This window comes from Lacinutrix sp. YIN62 (assembly GCF_057219185.1).
The window spans coordinates 1-742 of the sequence record NZ_JBXVVH010000084.1 but is presented as its reverse complement, the minus strand read 5'-3'; the positions used below and the strand labels follow the sequence as shown (position 1 = coordinate 742).

Genomic DNA, 742 nt, shown 5'->3' with positions numbered 1-742 from the left:
AACTACTAAAAAAGAAAACAAGACCAATGAAAAAACTAATATATACCATTTTCATCTTCCTGTTAGGGTACCAACTGTATGCCCAACAAGATCCACAATACACGCAGTATATGTATAATATGAATGTTGTAAACCCTGCTTACGCGGGGTCTACAGAAACCGTTTCCATAGGCGCGCTTTACAGAAGTCAATGGGTTGGTTTAGAAGGTGCTCCAAGCACAGGAACCCTATCCATTCATTCACCAATAGGTAATCAAGTAGGACTAGGATTCTCTTTAATAAGTGATGAGATTGGCCCCGTAACCGAGACCAATGCCTATGTAGATTTCTCCTACACATTACCACTAGGAGCAACCAAATTAGCCTTTGGATTAAAAGCAGGAGCAACCTTTCATGATATCGGATTACTAGGTATAGATTTAATAGACTCAGACGATCCCTTTTTCAATCAAAACATTAATGAAACCACATTAAATGTAGGAACAGGGGCTTACTTTTATAAACCGAACAAGTATTATATTTCAGCCTCAATGCCTAACATTCTTAATGGCACACACCTAGATATAGAAGGCAATAAAATAGGATCAGAAAGTGAGCATGTATTTGCCGCAGCAGGATACGTGTTTAATTTATCAGAAAACTTTAAATTAAAACCACACGCCTTAGCTAAAATAGCATTCGATGCCCCTTTAAGTTACGATGTAAACCTAAACCTTTTTATGTATGACGTTGTAGAAATAGG

Annotated in this window: 1 protein-coding gene; it reads left to right on the top strand. The window is 37.5% G+C overall.

Annotation, left to right across the window (positions count from 1 at the left end; translation table 11 throughout):
- Positions 1–26: 26 nt before the first annotated feature.
- The coding region (locus tag AC2D8I_RS16300; RefSeq protein ID WP_484707175.1) for a PorP/SprF family type IX secretion system membrane protein at positions 27–742 on the top strand (716 nt) is incomplete at its 3' end.